The 20,378-nt window shown below is 37.7% G+C and carries 17 protein-coding genes; 6 read left to right on the top strand and 11 right to left on the bottom strand.

Annotated features, from left to right (window positions below; all coding sequences use genetic code 11):
• Positions 1-91 precede the first annotated feature (91 nt).
• The 6 genes from dacB to B5X51_RS08710 all read left to right on the top strand — a co-directional run bounded on the left by dacB (position 92) and on the right by B5X51_RS08710 (position 5,604).
• Positions 92-1,429 (top strand): D-alanyl-D-alanine carboxypeptidase/D-alanyl-D-alanine endopeptidase, encoded by a 1,338-nt coding sequence (gene dacB, locus B5X51_RS08735; protein WP_079720804.1) that lies wholly within the window; start codon positions 92-94, stop codon positions 1,427-1,429.
• A gap of 24 nt (positions 1,430-1,453) precedes the next feature.
• Positions 1,454-2,506: a S66 peptidase family protein gene (locus B5X51_RS08730; protein ID WP_079720803.1), complete on the top strand. Its 1,053-nt coding sequence runs from the start codon at positions 1,454-1,456 to the stop codon at positions 2,504-2,506.
• A 76-nt stretch (positions 2,507-2,582) separates the two neighbouring features.
• Positions 2,583-4,112, top strand: a complete 1,530-nt coding sequence (locus tag B5X51_RS08725; protein ID WP_079720802.1) for a helicase HerA-like domain-containing protein — start codon at positions 2,583-2,585, stop codon at positions 4,110-4,112.
• Positions 4,113-4,137: 25 nt separating this feature from the next.
• Complete coding sequence (locus B5X51_RS08720) at positions 4,138-4,695, top strand: hypothetical protein (RefSeq protein ID WP_079720801.1); 558 nt, start codon at positions 4,138-4,140, stop codon at positions 4,693-4,695.
• 10 nt (positions 4,696-4,705) lie between these two features.
• Entirely contained in the window at positions 4,706-5,311 is a 606-nt protein-coding gene (locus B5X51_RS08715; RefSeq protein WP_079720800.1) for an inorganic diphosphatase, read from the top strand.
• An 89-nt stretch (positions 5,312-5,400) separates the two neighbouring features.
• Entirely contained in the window at positions 5,401-5,604 is a 204-nt protein-coding gene (locus B5X51_RS08710) for a hypothetical protein (protein WP_079720799.1), read from the top strand.
• An 82-nt stretch (positions 5,605-5,686) separates the two neighbouring features.
• On the opposite strand, the gene ftsZ is transcribed toward B5X51_RS08710, so the two are convergent.
• The 11 genes from ftsZ to B5X51_RS08655 all read right to left on the bottom strand — a co-directional run bounded on the left by ftsZ (position 5,687) and on the right by B5X51_RS08655 (position 20,295).
• A complete protein-coding gene (ftsZ, locus tag B5X51_RS08705; protein ID WP_079720798.1) occupies positions 5,687-7,720 on the bottom strand; it encodes a cell division protein FtsZ in 2,034 nt (677 codons plus the stop codon).
• A 121-nt stretch (positions 7,721-7,841) separates the two neighbouring features.
• Positions 7,842-9,209, bottom strand: coding sequence for a cell division protein FtsA (gene ftsA, locus B5X51_RS08700; RefSeq protein WP_079720797.1), 1,368 nt, complete (start codon positions 9,207-9,209; stop codon positions 7,842-7,844).
• A 3-nt stretch (positions 9,210-9,212) separates the two neighbouring features.
• The gene (locus B5X51_RS08695) at positions 9,213-9,929 is read right to left on the bottom strand and encodes a cell division protein FtsQ/DivIB (protein WP_079720796.1); all 717 of its coding nucleotides are present in this window, start codon (positions 9,927-9,929) and stop codon (positions 9,213-9,215) included.
• Positions 9,919-11,274, bottom strand: a complete 1,356-nt coding sequence (gene murC, locus B5X51_RS08690; protein WP_079720795.1) for a UDP-N-acetylmuramate--L-alanine ligase — start codon at positions 11,272-11,274, stop codon at positions 9,919-9,921. The genes B5X51_RS08695 and murC overlap by 11 nt, the downstream gene beginning before the upstream one ends.
• Positions 11,275-11,370: 96 nt before the next feature.
• A complete protein-coding gene (gene murG, locus B5X51_RS08685) occupies positions 11,371-12,462 on the bottom strand; it encodes an undecaprenyldiphospho-muramoylpentapeptide beta-N-acetylglucosaminyltransferase (RefSeq protein WP_079720794.1) in 1,092 nt (363 codons plus the stop codon).
• 55 nt (positions 12,463-12,517) lie between these two features.
• Positions 12,518-13,726, bottom strand: a complete 1,209-nt coding sequence (locus tag B5X51_RS08680; RefSeq protein ID WP_079720793.1) for an FtsW/RodA/SpoVE family cell cycle protein — start codon at positions 13,724-13,726, stop codon at positions 12,518-12,520.
• 147 nt (positions 13,727-13,873) lie between these two features.
• Positions 13,874-15,241, bottom strand: a complete 1,368-nt coding sequence (gene murD, locus B5X51_RS08675) for a UDP-N-acetylmuramoyl-L-alanine--D-glutamate ligase (RefSeq protein WP_245828726.1) — start codon at positions 15,239-15,241, stop codon at positions 13,874-13,876.
• A gap of 6 nt (positions 15,242-15,247) precedes the next feature.
• Complete coding sequence (gene mraY, locus B5X51_RS08670) at positions 15,248-16,486, bottom strand: phospho-N-acetylmuramoyl-pentapeptide-transferase (protein WP_079720792.1); 1,239 nt, start codon at positions 16,484-16,486, stop codon at positions 15,248-15,250.
• A 36-nt stretch (positions 16,487-16,522) separates the two neighbouring features.
• Positions 16,523-17,989, bottom strand: a complete 1,467-nt coding sequence (locus tag B5X51_RS08665) for a UDP-N-acetylmuramoyl-L-alanyl-D-glutamate--2,6-diaminopimelate ligase (protein WP_079720791.1) — start codon at positions 17,987-17,989, stop codon at positions 16,523-16,525.
• Positions 17,986-19,977 carry a penicillin-binding protein gene (locus B5X51_RS08660; protein ID WP_079720790.1) on the bottom strand — a complete coding sequence of 664 codons (1,992 nt, stop codon included), beginning with the start codon at positions 19,975-19,977 and terminating at the stop codon, positions 17,986-17,988. Before B5X51_RS08660 ends, B5X51_RS08665 begins: the two co-directional genes overlap by 4 nt.
• A complete protein-coding gene (locus B5X51_RS08655; protein ID WP_079720789.1) occupies positions 19,978-20,295 on the bottom strand; it encodes an FtsL-like putative cell division protein in 318 nt (105 codons plus the stop codon). It abuts the gene before it with no gap.
• Positions 20,296-20,378: the final 83 nt, after the last annotated feature.

The following is a 20,378-nucleotide window of genomic DNA, read 5'->3' as shown; positions in this document are numbered from 1 at the left end:
CGCTTAAAAATTAAACTTTCGTTAACTTCTTATTTATTCCTATAACTTTGTATTGATTTTTAAAAACAACCAACCTGTTTTAAGTTTTACTATGGTGCACATTCTTTCCCCCAATAAAGCTGCTATTAAAAGTATTAGTCTTTTGCTGCTTATTATATTATTTAGCTCCTGTTCAGCAACTAGAAAAATAAGTAAGCCTCTAGACAAAATTTTTAACGAATCCCCGGTTTTCGAACAGGGCTTCGCAGGTTTTATGGTAATTGATCCTGAAAATAATAAAACGCTTTACAGCCATAACGAAGAAAAATATTTCACCCCGGCTTCAAACACCAAACTCTTTACTTTTTATGCAGGCCTAAAAATATTAGGTGATTCTATTCCTGCGCTTCAATACAGAATTCAAAACGATACGCTTTATTTTAAAGCCACCGGAGATCCATCATTTTTAAATGAAAACTTACCAGGTTCTGGAGTTTTTGAATTTTTAAAAAATAACTCAAAACACCTGGCTTACATTTTACCAACCTATACCGAAAAACACCAGGGTCCAGGTTGGACCTGGGACGATTATAACGCCTATTATTCCGCCGAGATCACTCCCTTTCCAATTTATGGGAATATGGTAGGATTTCAGTTTGAAAAAAATAAGGAGTTCCCCTTGGTTTCACCTAAGATTTTTAAAGACTCATTGGTAAGCTCAAAAAACAGCTTAATTTCCGCAAGGTTGAAGCGTGATATACATAGAAACCATTTTGTATTTAACAATGAAAAAAAGAATTCAGATTTTTCTCAAGTTGTCCCAATTAAATATTCATCAGAAATTGTCGTAAAGCTTTTAAGCGATACCCTTAAGAAACCGATTACGCTCATTAAGAATTCCACATTAAATAAAAAGCTAAATAATACAGTATACAGTATTTCAGGGGACAGCCTTTATAAAAGAATGCTGAAGGTGAGCGATAATTTTATAGCTGAACAAATTTTACTAATGGCGGCAAATAAAGTTTCGGACACCTTGAAATCTGATATTGCCATAGACTATATGAAAGAAAATCATCTAAAAGATCTACCAGATGAACCTATGTGGTATGATGGTTCCGGTCTATCGCGTTACAATCTTTTTACCCCGCGAAGTATGATAAAATTGCTTCAAAAAATTAAAGAGGAAGTTCCACAGGAAGAATTATTAGATATGTTGCCTGCCGGCGGACACTCTGGAACGATAAAAAATTACTATAAAGCTGATATGCCTTACGTTTTCGCCAAAACCGGTACCTTAAAAAACAATCACAGTCTTAGCGGGTATCTAAAAACCAAAAGCGGAAAGTTTCTAATTTTTAGCTTTATGAATAGCAACTACACGATTCCCACTTCACTTTTAAAAGCTGAAATGGAAAAGGTACTGCTCCAAATTCGGGATAATTACTAACTTTAAACTTACAAAATCATCCAAATGCAACGTAGAAAATTCATACAAAATATAGGAATTGGAAGTTTAGCTTTTCCGTTAGCTAGTTTTACCGAAATTGATAAAATCGCTCCTATTAATAATTCGGTGACAATTCCGCAGGGATTAAAAGAAGGTGATACGGTGGGCGTGGTAAGTCCGTCTAGCGCTATTTTTGAAACCGAACCCTACGAAATTGCAAAAGAAAATCTGGAAGCTATGGGTTTGAAGGTGAAATTCGGAGATTTTGTAAAAGGGCGTTACGGGCATCTGGCAGGAACCGATGAGGAACGTGCCGGGGAACTTAATGAAATGTTTCGCGACGATAATATTAAGGCTGTAATGGCACTTCGTGGAGGATCTGGTGCAGCGAGAATTCTGGATAAATTAGATTACAAGGCAATTAAAAACAACCCGAAGATCTTTATAGGTTATAGCGATATTACCGCCCTACACCTGGCAATCTACGAAAAAACCGGACTGGTAACTTTTCACGGCCCTTTAGCGGTTTCTACCTGGAATTCTTTCAGTTTTGATTATTTTAAACGCTTGTTGTTTGATAATGAAAAAATTACGTTCACCAATCCTACCGATAAAGGCGATAATCTTACACAAATAGAAAATAGGATAAGGACCATTAGGAAAGGTGAAGCTACAGGCAGGTTAATTGGAGGAAACCTCTCAGTGCTAACCGGCATTATGGGATCGGAATATTTCCCAACAAACTGGGAAGGCAATATCCTTTATTTGGAAGATGTAGGCGAACAAATTTATGCGGTAGATAGAATGATGAGTCAGTTGCAATTAGGCGGTGTGCTGGATAAAATTAGCGGATTTGTCTTCGGGAAATGTACCAGCTGCAATCCCGGCGGCTCAGGTTACGGATCTTTAACAATGGAAGAAGTTATAGATCATTATATAAAACCTCTAAATATTCCGGCATTTTCAGGGGCGATGATTGGACATATAGATGACAATGTCACAATTCCTAACGGACTGAAAGCGAAGATAAATGCATCAAAAGGAAGTATAGAACTTCTGGAAAACGCCGTCAAATAATTATTTTCTAAAAAGTAAATTCGCTTAAATTCGGCAATTATTCCCAACAATTCTTATTTTTAAGAAATTTTGAAGCGTGGATAAAACACAAGAATTTGTAGAACATATTAGCCAGGCCTATAATCCTAAAGGAGATTATATCCATTTGGGAGCCGCAATGCTAGAAGGCGAAACTTTTGCAGATGCTGCTGTAAAAATTCCGTTGAAAACAATGAGCCGCCACGGACTTATAGCAGGGGCTACCGGAACGGGGAAATCTAAAACACTGCAAATTTTAGCCGAAAATCTTTCTCAAAAAGGAGTTCCGGTTTTGCTAATGGACGTAAAAGGAGATCTTAGTGGTATTGCAAAACCATCTGCTGGAGAAGAATTCTTACACGAACGCCATAAAAAACTTGGCTTTCCTTTTGAATCTTCAAAATCACCGGTTGAATTTCTTACTATTTCTGAACAGAATGGTGTTCGCTTAAGAGCAACGGTTAGCGAATTTGGGCCAATTCTTTTATCCCGAATTTTAGACGTTACTCCAACCCAGGAAGGGATTCTAGCCATCATTTTTAAATACTGTGACGATCATCATTTACCTCTTTTGGATCTTAAGGATCTAAAAAAGATGCTTCAATATGTCACAAATGAAGGGCGCGAAACTATAGAAAATGAATATGGAAGAATTTCCAGCGCCTCAACGGGTGCAATTCTTAGAAAGATTGTAGCCCTGGAGCAGCAAGGAGCTGAACGTTTTTTTGGCGAACGCTCTTTTGAAGTAACCGATCTTACCAGGAAAGACGAAAAAGGACACGGTTATGTAAATATCATGCGGCTTACCGATATCCAGGATAAACCAAAATTGTTTTCAACGTTTATGCTTAGCCTATTGGCTGAAATTTACACCACTTTTCCTGAAGAAGGTGATAGCGACAAACCTAAACTAGTATTATTTATAGATGAAGCCCATCTTATTTTTAAAGAAGCTTCAGATGCATTATTAGATCAAATTGAAAGTATTGTAAAACTGATTCGGTCTAAAGGGGTGGGACTTTATTTTGTAACGCAAAACCCAACCGATGTTCCTTCAGAAGTATTGGGGCAGCTAGGATTAAAAATTCAGCATGCGCTTAGGGCATTTACAGCCAAAGACAGAAAAGCAATAAAATTATCGGCAGAAAATTATCCAATCTCTAAATATTACGATACCAAAAATGAGCTCACTTCGTTAGGTATTGGAGAAGCTTTGGTTTCTGCTTTAGATGAAAAAGGAAGACCTTCGGCACTTGCCGCAACGATGCTAAGAGCACCAATGAGCAGAATGGATATTCTAACCGACAGGGAACTTGAAGAACTCATTTTTCAGTCTAAATTGAGATCAAAATATAATGAAGAAATTGATCGCGAAAGCGCCTATGAGCTTCTGAATAAAAAAATTGAAGAAGCCGAAGCCAGGGAGGCCAAAGAAAAGGCTGAAGCCGAAGCTTTAGAAAGGAAAAAGGCTGTTACTACAACTAACAGGCGTAACTCTGGGAAAACCCAGGGCGCAATCATTAAAGTACTTACCAGCGCCACTTTTATAAGGGGTGTTATGGGCGTACTCAATAAATTATTAAAATAATTATCATCAATATTCAATCTAAGAAATGAAAAAATCTTTGCTACTTATTCTAGGCTTAACTTTAGGACTAACTTCATGTCAAAAAGATGAAGACAATCCTTTTTTAATTAGTGCTAACCAGGTTGGCCCAGTAAACCGGGATATTAAAATCAATAAATTAGATTCCTTATTTGCCGAAGATTCCCTGGTAAAAGAAAAAAGCGGCGCAAGAGAGTTTCGCGCAGTTAATGAAATTAAGGTATATGAAAAAGGAGGGAAACCATTAATGATTTTAGAACCGCTTCAAGAGTTTGATTCTACCAGCACCATTGGCTATATACGTGTTTTAGACCCTCGCTACAAGACCAAAACCGGATTAAACACCCAAAGTACTTTTAAAGATATTATAGAAGCTTATAATATTTCAAGAATAGAAAACACCCTAAATGCCGCGGTTGTTTTTCTTGATGAAATAAACGCTTATATCACCATAGATAAAAAAGAACTTCCAGCCGATCTAAGGTATGATACCGATTCTAAAATTAGGGCTTCACAAATTCCTGATGATGCTAAAATTAAATATTTTATGATCTATTGGGACTAATTCTCTAGAGATGAAAACCTTGTTAACTTATTTAAGCCTGGTATTTTTATTACTTTTTTCTGCCTGTAAAACTTCAAAAGATTTAAGTCAGTTACCAGTAAAAACTAAGAGAGGAAACTACCGCGCGGTGATAGAAATTCCTGCAGGAACCAATAAAAAGATAGAATATAATAAGGACAAAAAGAAGTTTGTAGTAGACCAAAGAGACGGAAAAGACAGAATTATCAACTTTCTTCCTTATCCCGGCAATTATGGTTTTATTCCTTCTACTTTTTCTAACCCTAAATTAGGTGGTGATGGTGATGCCGCAGATGTATTAGTGTTGGGCGAAAGCCTAAAAACCGGTAGTATTATAGAGATTATCCCTATTGCCGTTTTAAAACTAATAGATGAAAAAGAACTGGATTATAAAATCATTGCAATTCCTGCGGAATTAAAAGACCAAATTATGGATGCGCAAAATTACCAAGGCTTTTATTCAAATTATCCCGAAGTGATTAAGATTCTGGAGAGCTGGTTCACTTACTATGACAAATCCCAGGTTTTAGAAATTGAAGGTTGGGGTGATGAAACTGAAGCAATTCTAGAAATTGAAAAATGGAGTTCCGGCCTCTAAAATTGCATAATTTCTTTAAAAAATGTTAATCGAGCTTTGATTTTCTAACATTTAGCTACCTTTATTTTCCTAACCAAAACACTTTAATTATGATTAAAATCTTAGGAATTATTTTAACCGTTGGTGGTGCTATTGCGCTGGTAATGGGAATTCTTGGAATTTTTGGAAGCATTGCCCTTATGCTAAGCCCATGGGCATTGGCTATTATTGGTTTTATTTTCTTTATTTCGGGTATTTCTCTTATTAAAAGGAGAAAAGACACTGAAGATATTGAAGCAGAAAAGAAAGCTTAAAATAAGTTTTTTATACAACAAAAAAGGTGCCCATCGCGAGGCACCTTTTTTTATGAACAGTAATATATAATAAAGATTGGTGTTAGTCTACATTATCGTGTAAAAAGGAATTATTTCTTCTAAAATAAAGGTCATCATTATCGTTCTGCCCCAGGCTAGTTCGGGATAACTTTCCTTCTCCTTTATCGCTTTTATCCAAATCTACTCCCTGTCTTTTATAAGCAGGTTGCTTTTCAATTTCCTCAATTTGAGCTGCATTACTTCTAAACTTGTAATTAAACTCTTTCATTTTAGCCCTACGTTCTGCTGCACGCTCTATGAGTACTTCAGATATAGGATTGTTAAACGGATCTTCTTCCCCGTGTTCGTCTTGCCTTTTCTCCGGGTTTTGAGGTTCTGGTTTTAGGGTTTTCTTTTCAAAAGCAATAGTTTCATCTTTTGGCTCCTCTTTATTTTTAGAATGTGATTTTGAGCTATCCAAAGATTGTTCAAACTCCATATAATCATCAAGGCTATAGCGCTTAACTCCGCGAGTAGAACTCTCGGTTACCGGAACAACTTCTACTGGTTCGTTCACCTCTATATTTTTCGGCTCGTCGTCTTCCAATTGATGCCTAATTTCCTGCCTTTGATCCTGTTTTGGTTGCTGTTGCTGCGGCTGTACCTGTTGCCTTGGTTGTTCGTCTTTAGGTGCTTCTTTTTTCTCCTGATTTATAGGAAAATCAAAAGTGAACATAAATTGGTCTTCATTTTCATTTTGAACATCTTCAGGCTCATCTACATCCATCGCGTTTACTTCTTCTGAAGTATCGTTGATAATAAAATCGTTAGGATTTATTTCTTCATAAGAAACCTCCATATTCCTAGCCGAAGGTGGCGTATGCAACAACTGGTCTTGCTTATTCTGAATATTACCCAATGCATCTACTTCCTCTACACTATCATCTAATGTATGAACAATAGTATTTTTAGGTTCCTGCGCTTTTGGCTCTTTTGTAGTAGGCTCTTCAACCTTCTGATTTAACTCTGGATAAGAACGGCTTTTCTTCGGATTCAGATTCTGTTCCGCTTTCTGGTCGTCCTCCAGCGTGTGGATTATTTTTTTGGTTTCGGTGTTTACAATTTCGTTTTGCTGTTCTACGTTAAATCCCGTAGCAATAATTGTAACAGAGATCGCTTCATCCAAATCTTCATCTTCACCAACACCCATAATAATATTGGCGCTATGTCCCGCTTCGGCCTGAATATGATCGTTAATTTCCCCTATTTCATCAATAGTAATTTCCTCAGAACCCGAAACGATTAGCAGTAATACGTTTTGAGCACCGGTAATCTTATTATCGTTCAATAAAGGAGAATCCAGAGCCTTACTAATAGCATCCTGCGCCCTGGTAGCACCAGTAGCCTGGGCAGAGCCCATTATTGCAGTCCCACTATTGCTTAATACTGTTTTAGCATCCCTAAGGTCAATGTTTTGCGTGTAGTGATGGGTTATTACTTCAGCAATACCTCTTGAAGCGGTAGCCAAAACCTCATCGGCTTTAGAGAAACCGGCTTTAAAACCAAGGTTACCGTAAACCTCACGCAGTTTATTGTTATTGATTACAATTAAGGAATCAACATGGCTTCTTAAATTTTCAACTCCATGCTGAGCTTGCTCGTTTCGCATTTTCCCTTCAAATTGAAAAGGAATGGTCACGATCCCAACGGTAAGGATGCCCATATCTTTTGCTTGTTTGGCGATAACCGGGGCTGCACCTGTACCGGTACCACCACCCATACCTGCGGTAATAAATACCATTTTGGTATTAACATCAAGCATTTGTTTAATCTCGTCAAAACTTTCTACCGCTGCCTGTTCTCCAATATGAGGGTTGGCTCCGGCTCCCAGTCCTTCTGTTAAACTAACACCTAATTGTATTTTATTGGGAACTGTGCTGTTATCAAGGGCTTGCGCATCGGTATTGCAAACCACAAAATCTACTCCCTTTATCCCTAATTGGAACATGTGGTTTATGGCATTGCTGCCTCCACCACCTACACCAATAACTTTAATGACGTTCGATTGATTCTTTGGCAAATCGAATGCAATGCTGTCGAATTCTGTACTGCTCATAAATTCTGTTTTACTGGTTCTATCTTTTACTCACTAAGTGAGTTTTAATATGCTTCGACACTTGTGCCGAAGTGTTTCTATAGTTATAATTCCACACCTTTTCAGCTTTCCTGAAAGTGCTTTACTCTGCGTTATCTAAAAAATCTTTAAACTTCTCTGCCCATTTATCAAAAATGCTCTTTTTGGGCGGTCTTTTTGGAGCTTCGGGATCTTCTCTAAAATCTTCCCCTTGCGGTGGATTTTGTTCAAAATCTTCCTGTAACTCTGCTTCTTCTTTTTCTCTTTCTTCCTTGCTCTTTAGCACTACTTCTTCCTGAAACTTCTTTTCTCCATGCTCCAGGCTATTCATTACCAGACCTACTGCGGTAGCGTAAACCGGACTTGTAGTTTCAGTATCGTTATTTCCGGCTAAATGTTCGTTTGGATAACCAATTCTTGTATCCATTCCGGTGATATATTCGGCTAGTTGTTTAATGTGCTGCAACTGAGCTCCACCTCCGGTTAAAACCATTCCCGCAATCAATTTCTTCTTTTGTTCTTCGTGCCCATAGTTCTTAATTTCCAGGTAAACCTGTTCAATAATCTCCACTACACGGGCGTGGATTATCTTTGAAAGATTCTTTAAGGTGATCTCCTTAGGTTCTCTTCCACGTAAACCTGGAATAGAAACAATTTCATTGTCTTTGTTTTCTCCAGGCCAGGCAGATCCAAATTTAATTTTCAGCAATTCGGCCTGTTTCTCTATAATTGAACAGCCTTCTTTAATGTCTTCAGTAATCACATTTCCGCCAAAAGGAATTACCGCTGTATGCCTAATTATTCCGTCTTTAAAAATCGCTAAATCGGTAGTTCCACCACCAATATCTATAAGCGCAACCCCGGCTTCTTTTTCTTCCTGACTCAATACTGCATTAGCCGAAGCCAATGGTTCTAAGGTTACTGCAGAAAGTTCTAAACCGGCACTTTTCACGCACCTTCCAATATTTCTAATGGAAGAAACCTGCCCAACTACCACATGGAAATTAGCTTCCAGTCTCCCACCGTACATGCCAATTGGTTCTTTTATCTCTGCCTGGCCATCTACCTTAAACTCCTGGGGTAAAACGTGAATAATTTCCTCTCCCGGCAACATTACCAGTTTATGAACCTGGTTGCAAAGACTGTGAATATCATCAGCATCAATAACCTCTTCGGGGTTTGTTCTGGTTATATAATCGCTATGTTGCAAGCTTCTTATATGTTGTCCTGCAATTCCCACTACAACATCACTTATTTTTAACCCCGAATCTCCTTCGGCTTCTTGAATAGCCTGCTGTATAGATTGAATAGTTTGCGTAATATTATTTACCACTCCACGGTGAACACCAAGGCTCTTGGATTTCCCAATACCTACGATTTCTACTTTTCCATATTCGTTCTTACGCCCAATCATGGCCACAATCTTTGTGGTCCCTATATCTAATCCTACGGCTATGTCGTTGTGTTCCATAATTTATTTTTTAGTGCAAACAACCTGATCCCCAAATTGTAAATTCACTTTTTTGTAGGTCTCTAATTTCTCGTCTTGCAAAGCCTTTTTATAAAATGCTTTAAAATTGTTGAATTTCAGTACTATATTCTCGGCTTTACCGAAATAAACCTTAAAATCCAGTTTTCTTATTTGTAATTCAAATTTATTACCGGCCAAATGTTTTACGCTAGTAACATGTTGAGTTAAAAAATCATCTTGCTGAATATATGCAACCAGCGGATATGCTTTCTTTATAGCACTCGAATCTACATCTAACAATAATGGCACACGAGCTGAATAGTATGGGGATAAAGGCATTTTAAGTCCATTTTTATCTAAATAATATGAAGACCTCCCAACTATTCTGCCAATAGGTTTACGCTGACTTATCTTAGCTTGAAGTTTTCCATCCAAACTTAGAAAGGCTTCAGCATTTTCTATCATGTCATGATTGTTCAAAAGGCTCTCTACCCTATTCAAATCTAAAATTTCTTTATCTATGCCCGCCGATGCTACATCATTTTGTATCAACAAGTTATTAACCGCTTCCTCAGTAACATAAAGGTTCTCACCCGCTATAAATTGCACCTTAACTTCACTTACTTTTCTCGCATTATTTCGCTTTTCAGCAAAACCGAAAAGAAAAGCTACTAAAATTAGCAGAACAGGTAGTTTTATGCATTTAAGTTTATGCTTCATCTTGCAAGGCGTTTTTTACAGATTCCACTTCTTCTCCAATACTCCCGGCACCCATAAGCACTACAACTTCCGGCTTTGATCTTTTTATTTCTGCAATAATATTTTCTTTCTGAATTAACTTCTTTGAATTACTATCTACCTTTTCCAGAAGCCAACTGGAAGTCACCCCTTCAATTGGTATTTCCCGAGCCGGATAAATATCCAGCAACAGTAACTCATCAAACAAAGCCAGGCTTTCAGCAAAATCATCCACAAAATCTCTAGTTCTACTGAATAAATGCGGCTGAAAAACTGCCAAAACCTTCTTACCGGGATGCATTTCCCTTACGGCCTGGTTTACTGCAGCAATCTCTGCCGGATGATGTGCATAATCGTCTATAAGCACCAACTTATCTGACTTAATTTTATAAGAAAATCTACGCTTAACACCTTTAAAACTATATAGCGCCCTGGCTAGCTTGGGGATTGGGGATTCATATTGGATAGCCATCGCCAGGGCGGTTATAGCATTTAGCAAATTATGTTTGCCGGGTAGATTAAATATAAAATCTTCAATAACTCCGGTGGGAGTTTTTAGATCAAAATGGTAGCTACCATTTTCAATCTTTATATTTTGCGCCGAATAATCGGCGTTGTCTTCTATTCCAAAAGTTTTTCCTACTATTGGCAGGCCGTTTTTCACGAATAAGGTTCCATTTTCGGGAACGAGCTTAGCGAATTGCCTAAAGGTGTCTTCCAATTCTTCTTTCTTTCCGTAAATATCCAAATGATCGGCATCCATAGAGGTTATAGCCGCAATATTTGGAGCAAGATGAAGGAAAGAACGGTCAAATTCATCGGCTTCAACTACAATAACTTCTTCTCCCTTAAGAATCAAATTACTTTGAATATCTTCACTAATTCCGCCTAGAAATCCAGTGACTTTTGCATCGGTTTCTTTAAGTAAATGACCTAAAATTGCCGTAGTCGTGGTTTTTCCGTGAGTTCCCGCTACAGCTAAAGTGGTTATTCCTTTAGAAATCAATCCAAGTAAAGCAGCCCTTTTCTTAAGTTCAAATTCATTTTCCTTAAAATGAACCAATTGCTGATGAGCTTCCGGAACAGCCGGTGTGTAAACTATAAGGGTGTTTTCTTTTTTCAAAAATTCAGCAGGAACTGCAGTTAATTTTTCATCATAAACCACAACAATATTTTCGGCTTCCAGCATTCTGCTAAGGGAGGTTGAAGTTTTATCGTAACCGGCTACATTTTTCCCCTGGGATTTAAAGTAACGCGCCAACGCACTCATCCCAATACCGCCAATGCCGATAAAATAAATGTTTTGTATGTGGTTTAATTCCTGCATTTATAATTTTTAATCTCACGTCATTCTGAATTTATTTCAGAATCTAATATCTTCTAAACTTTAAAAAAAATTAAAACCTGTGAGGTCTTAGGATTTTTATTTAATTAATTTTTCTATTTCATCTACAATCCTGGCAGTTGCATTTGGCAAAGCCAGTTTTTTTATATTTTCTCCCAGTTCTTTCTGCTTCTCTTCAGAAGCCATTAAACCAAAAAACTCATTTTCAAATTTCTCATCCAGCTCATTTTCCTTCAACATCATCGCGGCATTTTTCTTTACTACTGCCATTGCATTTTTAGCCTGGTGGTCTTCAGCCACATTTGGAGATGGAACAAAAAGCACCGGTTTTCCCACAATACTCAATTCTGAAACCGTGCCCGCTCCGGCCCTTGAAATAATAACATCTGCAGCGCCGTAAGCCAGGTTCATTTCATTCAGAAATAAATGCGTTTGCACCATACCCGAATTATACTTTTTATATTCTTCGAAATACAGCTTCCCCGTTTGCCAGATAAGCTGAATATCTTCTTTTTTAAACTTTTCTAAATTGGATTCTACCAATTGATTAATTCTTCTGGCACCAAGGCTTCCGCCTAACACCAAAACCACTTTTTTATCCTTTTTAAGCCCAAAGTGTTCAAGTGCCTTCTCCCTATTTGCATCAATCTTCAACAAACCCTGTCTTACCGGGTTTCCCGTGATCACTGTTTTTTCAGCAGGAAAAAACCTTTTCACTTCTTCATAAGCGGCACAAATCTTATCAACTTGTTTTGCTAAAAGTTTATTGGTTATACCGGGAAACGAATTCTGTTCCTGTATTAGGCTCGGAATTCCTTTAGAGCTTGCCACTTTAAGTAAAGGTCCGCTGGCAAAGCCGCCGGTGCCAATCACTACATCTGGCTTAAACTCCTTAATTATTCTTCTAGATTTAGCCAAACTACTTAACAACTTAAAAAGAAACATCAAATTGCTTACTGTTAGCTTTCGCTGAATTCCACTAATCCAAAGACCTTCTATTCTATAACCGGCCTGTGGCACCTTCTCCATCTCCATTCTATCACTGGCACCTACAAACAATATTTTCACATTAGGAAAACGTGTTTTTATCTCATTGGCAATAGCTATAGCCGGGTAAATGTGCCCGCCTGTACCGCCTCCAGATAATATTACACGTAAATCCTTTTTCATCTTTTATAATTATATTCCTATATCAAAAATACTTTTGTCCAGTATAGTTCTGGACCTAAATCGCTTCACTTAAAATATCTAAAGGATTTTCATCATCCAATTCCTTTTCAGCTTCATCGCGTTCTTTCATTTCCTCGCGTTTGGCGCTAACACTTAAAATAATACCAAGTGCCATACATGTCATCCAAATAGAAGTACCCCCACTACTAATTAATGGTAAGGTTTGCCCAGTAACCGGGAACAATTCTACTGCAACTCCCATATTGATTAAAGCCTGAAAAATTATTGGTAAACCAACGCCTATTACCAGTAATTTTCCAAAAACCGTATTGGCCTTAGTAGCAACAATTACAATTCTAAACAACAATAACAAATAGGCTCCCATAACGCCAAAAGCACCAATTAATCCCATTTCTTCTACTATTATCGCGTAGATAAAATCTGAGGAAGATTGTGGCAAAAAATTTCTTTGAACGCTTTTTCCAATTCCCGTACCAGCAATACCTCCACTTGCAATAGCAATCTTCGCCTTCTCTATTTGATAATCTGCTTCTGTATCTTCATCATCAGAAAAACTCTCAATTCTACTAGCCCAGGTATCTACCCTATTGGGTAAAAGTCCTGGAAATGCTTTAGCCGTTAAAATGAACATTGTCAATAAAAGCAAACCGGCAGCAACTATAATTCCAAGGTATTTTACCGGGTATCCACCCAAAAACATGAGTACCAACACCATAGAGAAAATAATGGCAGTTGTAGAGAAATTGGCCGGCAAAATTAATAATAATACCAGTCCTACAGGCACCCAAAGCGGTAAAATTGACTCTTTAAAAGTGAGATTATCATTGGTTTTTTTGGAGAGATAACGAGCCACATAGATCATTAAAACTACCGATGCCAACGTAGATGACTGAAACGAAACACCTAAGCCCGGAATTTGGATCCATCTACTTGCATAAGCCCCATCAATCATTGTTCCCTGTGCCACGGTATAAACCAATAAAACAACAACAACCGGCAAAAATAATATTGATAAGCCCCGGAAATAGTGATAAGGAATTTTATGTACTGCAAAAAGCAAGCAAAAGCCTAAAAGCAAATGGAAGAAATGCACTACCACATATTGGAAAGTGCTCCCATCTCCATATAAATACGCAAGATTACTACTGGCACTATAGACCGGCAAAAACGAAAATATTGCCAACAGCCCGGCCGTAGCCCAGATAACCTTATCGCCTTTAAGATTTGAAAAAATGCTGCTCATTTAATTTTTAATAATATTCTTTTTAATCAGCCAAACTCTTTAACGTCATCCTGAACTTGTTTCAGGATCTAACTTGTTAGTTTCAAAACATGCTAGAAGCTGAAACAAGTTCAGCTTGACGAAAGCCTAGCTCTAAAACCTTTAATTTTAAAGATTTCTCACTGCTTCTTTAAACTGGCGACCTCTGTCTTCGTAATTCTCAAAGAGGTCAAAACTTGCACAAGCCGGTGAAAGCAATACAGAATTTCCTTTTTCAGCAAGACTATACGCCATTCTTACAGCTTCTTTCATAGACTGAGTTTCTACCATTGTATCTACGCAGTTCCCAAAGTTTTGCATTAGCTTATGGTTATCTACACCCAGGCAAATTATAGCTTTCACTTTTTCATTTACCAATGGTAAAAGATCGTCGTAAATATTTCCTTTATCCACCCCACCAACAATCCAAATGGTCTCGCTTTCCATACTCTCTAAAGCATAAAAAGTAGCGTTTACATTAGTTGCCTTAGAATCGTTGATGTACTGCACATTATTTATTTTCAGCACTTTTTCAAGTCGGTGTTCCACACCTTGAAAACTCTCCATACTCTCACGTATAGTCTCTTTTCTAATTCTTAATAGTTGGGAAACAGTGGCCGCAGCCATGGCATTTTTGGTATTATGCTTACCCTGTAAACCTAATTTTGTTGTTGGCATATTAAATTGGTTGTTTTTTATATTGACAATAATATTTTGATTCTCTATGTATGATCCGTTCTCTACTTTTTCCTCTAAAGAAAACGGTAAGTTTTGTGCTTTCACCGGGTTTTTATCTAACCAACCGGTGATGATCTCATCGTCTAAATCATAGATGAAGAAATCTTCTTCTGTTTGATTTTCGGTAATTCTAAATTTTGAAAACACATAATTTTCAAGTTTATACGCGTATCTATCTAAATGATCTGGTGTGATATTGGTCAACACCGAAATATCTGGTCTAAAATCTTTAATTCCGTCTAATTGAAAACTGCTTAATTCCAGCACAAACCAGTCGGGAGTAGTTTCAGCGACCTGTTTAGCAAAACTATCCCCAACATTCCCGGCCATTCCCACTTTTATACCCGCATTTTTCAAAATATGATGCACAAATTTGGTGGTGGTGGTTTTCCCGTTACTCCCTGTAATTCCAATGATTTTTGCCGCAGTAAAAGCTGCAGCAAATTCTATTTCTGAAATTACCGGAATACCTTTTTCCTCAAGTTGCTTAACAATAGTAACAGCATCTGGAATTCCAGGACTTTTCATTACTATCTCAGCATTTAAAATTTTAGCTTCGGTATGTTTTTTTTCTTCCCAATCGATCTTCAAATTTTCAAAAACCGATTTATATTTTTCTTTTATTTTTCCTTTGTCTGAAACAAAAACTTCAAAACCTTCTTTCACCCCTAAGATGGCAGTTCCCGCACCGCTTTCGCCGCCGCCGAGAATCACCAGTCTTTTACCGGAATTATTAATATTTTGAGTTTCAGTTTTCAATATTTCTTATCTTACTTTTAGTGTGATTATAGTTACAATGGCCAGGAAAATTCCAATGATCCAAAATCGCACTACTATTTTACTTTCGTGATATCCTTTTTTTTGATAATGATGATGCAAAGGAGACATTAGGAAAATTCTTCGGCCTTCGCCATATTTTCGTTTGGTGATCTTAAACCAGGCTACCTGCAACACCACCGACAGGTTTTCCATTAAAAATATTCCGCATAAAACGGGGATCAATAATTCTTTCCTTGTAGCAACAGCGAGCACGGCTATAATTCCGCCAATAGTTAAGCTACCGGTATCTCCCATAAAAACCTGAGCCGGATAGGTATTATACCATAGAAAACCTACCAAAGCTCCCGCAAAGGCACTTATAAAAATGGTCATCTCACCAGATCGCGGGATGTACATAATATTCAAATAATCAGAAAAAATAATGTTACCCGAAACCCAGGCGAAAATTCCCAGCGTGAGCACAATTATTGCCGAAGAACCGGCAGCGAGGCCATCTATTCCATCGGTTAAATTAGCGCCGTTGGAAACCGCTGTTACAATAAATATAACGATGGGTATAAATATTAACCAGGCATAATTCTTTAAAGCAGGGTCTATCCAACTTATTAAACTAGAATAATCGAATTCGTTATTTTTCACAAAAGGAATTGTAGTGGTAGTAGTTTTAAGTTCCGGCCCCATTTCCCGAATATTTTGAAAACTATCTACCAGTTCCTGCTGCTGCGGAGCAGGTTCGTTGGTTTCTTCTTTTACGGTAACTCCCGGATGAAAATACAAAGTACTACCTACAATAATCCCCAGGCCTACCTGACCTAAAACCTTAAACTTACCTTGTAGGCCTTCCTTATCCTTTTTAAAGGTTTTAATATAATCGTCTATAAAACCAATAGCCCCCATCCAAAGGGTTGTTATAATAAGTAGGATTACATAAATATTTTCAAGTTTCGCAAAAAGCAAAACGGGCACGAGAGTAGCAAAGATGATAATTAAACCACCCATTGTTGGTGTTCCTGCTTTTTCGCTTTGGCCTCTTAAACCAAGATCGCGCACACTTTCTCCTACTTGTTTAGCTAACAAATAGCTAATAATTCTCTTTCCGTAAATGGTAGAAATTGCCAAAGAAAGAATAATGGCCATGGCAGATCTAAATGAGATATACTCAAATAACCGCGCCCCGGGCACCTGGTATTCTGCTTCTAAATATTGAAATAAGTAGTATAACATAAATTCTAATTACTCTTTCCTGGTAAAGTTTTGGACTTACTTATTTAACTGTTTCAAAAATTCGGTTACTATCTTAAGATCATCAAAGTCCTTACGCTCTCCATTTACCTCCTGGTAGGTCTCGTGACCTTTTCCTGCAATTAAGATGATATCATTCTCTCCTGCGATCTGGCAGGCCGTTTTTATAGCCTGTCTCCTATTGGTTACAGCCATTACTTTTTTAAAATTCTGAGGTTCCACTCCCGCTTCAACATCTTCAATAATCATTTCCGGATCTTCAGTTCTTGGGTTATCACTGGTAAAAATCACCTTAGTACTTAAAGCCGAAGCGATATGTCCCATTTTTGGTCTTTTGGTGGTATCACGATCTCCGCCACAACCCACTACAGTAATAAGCTCTTCGTTTTTTGTGCGGATGCTGTTTATAGTTTCCAACACATTTTTTAAAGCATCTGGTGTATGTGCGTAATCTACGATCGCGGTAATTTTTTCCTCTTTAGAAATGATATATTGAAATCTTCCGTTAACCGAATTTAGCTCACTGATAATCTTCAAACTTTCCAAGTTTTCAAGGCCTAAAAGTTCTGCAGTAGCATAAATAGCCAAAACATTATAAGCGTTAAAGCTTCCAATTAGGCGGGTCCACAATTCCTGATCATTTACTTTTAGCAATAATCCGGTGAAAGAATTTTCAAGGATCTGCGCTTTATAATCGGAGTAAGATTTTAAGGCGTAGGTATATTTCTGTGCTTTTGTGTTCTGAAGCATTACCTGCCCGTTCTTATCATCTGTATTCGTTAATGCAAATGCCGAAGCCGGTAATTCATCAAAAAAGCGTTTTTTGACATCGCGGTATTCAGCAAAACTCTTGTGATAATCTAAATGATCGTGGCTTAGATTGGTGAAAATCCCACCGGCAAATTCCAAACCTGTGGTTCTATGCTGATCTATCCCGTGAGAACTCACTTCCATAAAGCAAAACTCAACGCCTTCATCATTCATCTGCTTTAGATAATCGTTAATAGTGATAGAATCTGGCGTGGTTCTCACCGCATCAAAAGCATTTTCTGCAACCATTACTTTTACGGTAGAAAGTAAACCGACTTTAAAGCCCGCTTTTGTAAATAAATTATATAAAAGCGTGGCAATAGTAGTTTTCCCGTTGGTTCCGGTAACCCCTACCAGTTTTAATCTCTCTGAAGGATTATCGTAATAATTAGCCGCCATAAAAGCTAAAGCCTCCTGGGCATTTCCAACTTTTATATAAGTAACCCCATTTACAATTTCTTGCGGAAGTTCTTCGGAAATTACTGCGAGCGCTCCTTTTTCTATTGCCTGATTTATATACTCATGACCATCTGAAATACTCCCTCTAATGGCCACAAAAGCATCATTCAAGGCTACTTTTCTAGAGTCAAATTGAAGTTTATTAATAGTTACCGAGGTATTTCCTACCACGGCATCGATTTCCACTTTATATAATATGTCTTTTAAGACTCTCAACCTATATTTAATTTTACTTGTTGATTAGTTTTTATTTTTTGTCCAGCCGATATTGATTGTGCCCTAACTTTTCCTACACCGCTAAAATTCACTTTTAAGCCAAGGTTTTCTAAAAGAGAAACAGCATCCATTGCAGGCATACCGGTAACATCTGGCATTATTAGTTTTTCATTTTCAAAACTTGCATAATAAGCTTCAAAATCATCCACTACCTTATCATTCTTCACTTCAAGTGAAGGCAGGGTATCCATAACCGGCGTATCTGTATAAATTTTTTGAGCAATTTGCTTAAAAACAGGAGCTGCAACAATATTCCCATAATAACCTATTCTCCTGTTTGGTTTATGAATAATTACAATGCACGAATACTTAGGATTTTCAGCAGGAAAATATCCAGCGAAAGAGGAAATGTATCTTCCAGGCTCTATCCAATATTCTACCTGGCAGGTTCCTGTTTTTCCGGCCATAGAGAAATTAGGAGTATGAATGTTTGCCGCAGTACCTTTTTCAACGGTATGCTTCATCATATTTTGAAGTTTTTTAGCAGTCTCAGGAGAGCAAATTCTTGGATTCATTACCTCTCGTTCAACTTTTAAAATACTTTTATCCCATTCTTTTACTTCCTTTATAAATCTAGGCTTCACCATTTCGCCATTATTGGCTATCGCGTTATAAAAATTAAGCGTTTGCAATGGTGTTAGGGAAACTCCGTAACCAAAAGCCATCCAGGGAAGACTTAACCCGTTCCAATTTTTATCTTTTGGATGCGGAATTCTTGGAGAACCCTCTCCTTTTATATCCAGGCCTATTTTTTCATTAAGCCCCATATCGTATAAACGATCCACGAATTTGGCAGGGTTATCTTTATAACCTTCGGTAATGATTTTAGTAAAAGCGGTATTAGAAGAAACCTCGAAAGCGCGTGCTGCCGTAATCTCACCATAACCTCCACGGCGGGAATCCCTAACCGGCCTTCCGTAATATCTCACCACACCATTTTCGGTATCTATAACCGAACTGGTATCTATCACATTATCTTCCAGCGCAGCGGTCATCGCCATTAATTTGAAGGTTGAACCCGGCTCACTCGATTCGTAAACAGCGTAGTTTCGCTTTTCAAAATAAGTTCCTGCTTCTGTACGGCCAAGATTAGACATAGCTTTGATCTCACCGGTTTTGGTTTCCATAACCACCACAGTACCGTGGTCTGCTTCAAAATGCTCCAATTGTTTTAAAAGAGCATGATGCGCAATATCCTGGATATTCACATCTATGGTAGAAACCACGTCATAACCATCTTTAGGCTCTACCTCGTTATTATCACTAATTGGTTTCCACTGGCCTTTGGCTATTTTTTGTTTTAGTCGGCGACCATCGGTTCCTCTTAAATAAGAACTAAAAGCACCTTCAAGACCAACACGGGTAAAATAACCGTTTTCGTCCTGGCGTTCGTAACCAACCGTTCTTTCTCCCATTTTCCCTAGCGGATGCTCCCTAACGGTTCTCTGCTCTACAATAATTCCACCTCTATAAGCCCCCAAATTAAACATAGGAAAACTTTTTACTTTCATGTACTCTGAATAGCCTAGATTTTGCGCAATAGACAAATAGCGTTGGCCATTTGCCCTTGCCTGTCTTAAGCGTTGAGACCAATATGCAGCAGATTTGCCAAACATCTCGGTTAGATTATTGGAAAGCGGCACTATATTCTCCTGAAAGTTTTTATCTGAAACGGTAACCGCATCAAATCTTATATCGTATTTAGGAACTGAAGTTGCTAAAAGATTACCGTTGGTATCATATAAATTTCCGCGGCTGGCAGGTATTTTAAAACTTCTAACAGTACGCTCTTCAGCAAGGTCCCGATAATAATCTCCTTCTACAAACTGAATATCAAGCAGCTTGACACCTACGCCAATAGCAAAAAGCACCATACAGGCCGCAACCACGTACAATCTATTTAATATGCCTTTTTCTGATGTAGCCATTTACTCCTTTATCTTCACTTTAATTTTATACGGCGGATTTTCGGAAGGAAGAATTCCACGGTCTTTCATTTTTTGAGTAATTGTAGATTCCATTTTAATTCGCATTAAGGCTGAACGGCGATCTACAAATTCACTTTTTAATTCCCTTACTTCTGTATGAAGTTTTGCAATTTTATGCACTTTACGCTCTGCACTATGAGAACTCGCAATCATAATTATTGCTAGCAGGGTACAAAAAACTATAAAGCACCAGTTGTTTACTGCATCTCTGCTAATAAGAAAATTAGCACGTAGTAAGTTGTAAAAACCTTCTCTCATCTCCTTTAAATTTTCAACCCCACTTTAAAAACCCACAACAGGACTTTCAATCAATTCACTATACTTTGATTTTTATACTTCCA

The organism is Salegentibacter holothuriorum (assembly GCF_900168045.1).
GTDB lineage: Bacteria > Bacteroidota > Bacteroidia > Flavobacteriales > Flavobacteriaceae > Salegentibacter > Salegentibacter holothuriorum.
This window is presented reverse-complemented; position numbering and strand designations above follow the sequence as displayed.

Excerpts from the sequence above, each read along its gene's own strand:
- dacB (WP_079720804.1), top strand. The coding sequence starts at position 92 with ATGGTGCACATTCTTTCCCCCAATAAAGCTGCTATTAAAAGTATTAGT.
- B5X51_RS08730 (WP_079720803.1), top strand. The coding sequence starts at position 1,454 with ATGCAACGTAGAAAATTCATACAAAATATAGGAATTGGAAGTTTAGCT.
- B5X51_RS08720 (WP_079720801.1), top strand. The coding sequence starts at position 4,138 with ATGAAAAAATCTTTGCTACTTATTCTAGGCTTAACTTTAGGACTAACT.
- B5X51_RS08715 (WP_079720800.1), top strand. The coding sequence starts at position 4,706 with ATGAAAACCTTGTTAACTTATTTAAGCCTGGTATTTTTATTACTTTTT.
- B5X51_RS08710 (WP_079720799.1), top strand. The coding sequence starts at position 5,401 with ATGATTAAAATCTTAGGAATTATTTTAACCGTTGGTGGTGCTATTGCG.
- ftsZ (WP_079720798.1), bottom strand. The coding sequence starts at position 7,720 with ATGAGCAGTACAGAATTCGACAGCATTGCATTCGATTTGCCAAAGAAT.
- ftsA (WP_079720797.1), bottom strand. The coding sequence starts at position 9,209 with ATGGAACACAACGACATAGCCGTAGGATTAGATATAGGGACCACAAAG.
- B5X51_RS08695 (WP_079720796.1), bottom strand. The coding sequence starts at position 9,929 with ATGAAGCATAAACTTAAATGCATAAAACTACCTGTTCTGCTAATTTTA.
- murC (WP_079720795.1), bottom strand. The coding sequence starts at position 11,274 with ATGCAGGAATTAAACCACATACAAAACATTTATTTTATCGGCATTGGC.
- murG (WP_079720794.1), bottom strand. The coding sequence starts at position 12,462 with ATGAAAAAGGATTTACGTGTAATATTATCTGGAGGCGGTACAGGCGGG.
- B5X51_RS08680 (WP_079720793.1), bottom strand. The coding sequence starts at position 13,726 with ATGAGCAGCATTTTTTCAAATCTTAAAGGCGATAAGGTTATCTGGGCT.
- mraY (WP_079720792.1), bottom strand. The coding sequence starts at position 16,486 with ATGTTATACTACTTATTTCAATATTTAGAAGCAGAATACCAGGTGCCC.
- B5X51_RS08660 (WP_079720790.1), bottom strand. The coding sequence starts at position 19,977 with ATGGCTACATCAGAAAAAGGCATATTAAATAGATTGTACGTGGTTGCG.
- B5X51_RS08655 (WP_079720789.1), bottom strand. The coding sequence starts at position 20,295 with ATGAGAGAAGGTTTTTACAACTTACTACGTGCTAATTTTCTTATTAGC.